We start from the raw sequence: 1,464 nt of genomic DNA, 5'->3' as shown, positions 1-1,464 counted from the left end.
CCACAGGGGGAAGGAAAACTTTCTCAGTTTGACAGAATAGAATTATATCTCAAAGATCAATTAATTTCAGAGCTAAAAGTAAAATGAAACATCAAATACTGGCCTTTTTCATTGTTTCATTTTTTTAGTCATCTCACTTAATTTTAGTCATCTTACCGAGACCGAATGCGGTCCTTATCATCGATAATGCAACGAGATTGGGAAGAAAGGACGCATTTTTAAACGTTTTAGGATTGTGTATAGCAACATATGTGCATGGGGCATTTTCCATACCTAAGTGTATCAGCGCTCATTCTCAACAACAAAACGCTGTTTTTTTAGTAAAACTTATGGGTAGCAGCTATTTATTATACATGGGCATTAAATCGATTAAATCTGGAATACACAGCTTAAATTCAAAAGAAAGAATATCAACGAATGAAAAGCATGCTACGAGTAAAACAAAGCTTTTAACCAGCTACAGAGACGGCTTTCTGACACAAGTACTAAACCCCAAAGTATCAATATTCTATATAGCGGACTTCCCAAAATTTTTGTCTTCTGGCGGTGGAATTAAAAAAGGCTTTGAACTTGTAACCATACATTCCTTCAATATCTTTGCATGGTTTACTTTAATGACTATTTTTATATCATTTGCCAGCACCGCTTTAAAAAAGCAGCGGGTAAAAGGCTCGATTAATATCGCAACAGGAACAGTTTTATCTCTGTTTTCTTTTTTTATTTTCTTTGGAACGTTTCATCTTTTGATAACAAATTGCAAGGCTAATAGAGAAATCTTTTCCTGATTCTGTCTCTTACTATGAATAGCTCAACCCCTAACAGAGCTTATACAATCCCCTGTTCTTTTTTTCTTTATATAACTGAGTTACGCTGCATTTCTTTATCATAGTCTCAAGGACTTTTGTGTAAACAATGTGAATTTCTCGCAATGTTTTATAAAATGTTATCAATATCTAAACAAAATCCTTATTCATCATTTTAAAAGAAATGAGCTATGATATTCCTCTTTTCGTTTATGAAACAAAAGTAACTTTTTGATTTATGATAGCATCATACAAACAAAAAAATCATTTTAATTGTCTATCATTAAAAACTGTTTCTTAAACTAAGATGAGAACTCTCGAGCGCGATTTGAGCAAAAATTAAAACTCTCACCATTATGAATAACAACAAACAATGCACTGATTATAAACTATAAATTTCAGAAAATCATAAAAACTCCTGACAACTTTCTGAAATAATTTTAAAAGCCCCCAAGTCTTTTAATGAACCAATTATTGGTTATTAATAACAATAAAAAGCTCCCTATTCAAATATCTGGGAAAATATCCTCTTTTTCAAAACCATATTTCTAAAACCATATTCTTTTCTTTATCCACATAAAATCATAAAAAACGTTTTTTTCCTTTACACCTCATTTATATCATGCTTCGATACAGAATGATGCATTTTTTAGTGTAATTT

At 31.1% G+C, this 1,464-nt stretch carries 1 protein-coding gene and 1 pseudogene; both read left to right on the top strand.

Annotation, left to right across the window (positions count from 1 at the left end; translation table 11 throughout):
* A pseudogene (locus ACFIKE_RS10525) lies at positions 1 to 87 on the top strand (2-hydroxyhepta-2,4-diene-1,7-dioate isomerase); the annotation flags it as partial.
* Positions 88 to 197: 110 nt separating this feature from the next.
* Positions 198 to 785, top strand: coding sequence for a LysE family translocator (locus ACFIKE_RS10520; protein WP_375649838.1), 588 nt, complete (start codon positions 198 to 200; stop codon positions 783 to 785).
* Positions 786 to 1,464: the final 679 nt, after the last annotated feature.

It is taken from the genome of Bartonella sp. MU70NMGDW (assembly GCF_042194085.1).
Taxonomy (GTDB): Bacteria; Pseudomonadota; Alphaproteobacteria; order Rhizobiales; family Rhizobiaceae; genus Bartonella; species Bartonella grahamii.
Note: the sequence above shows the minus strand (reverse complement) of the source record. Positions and strands in the feature narration are given on the sequence as shown.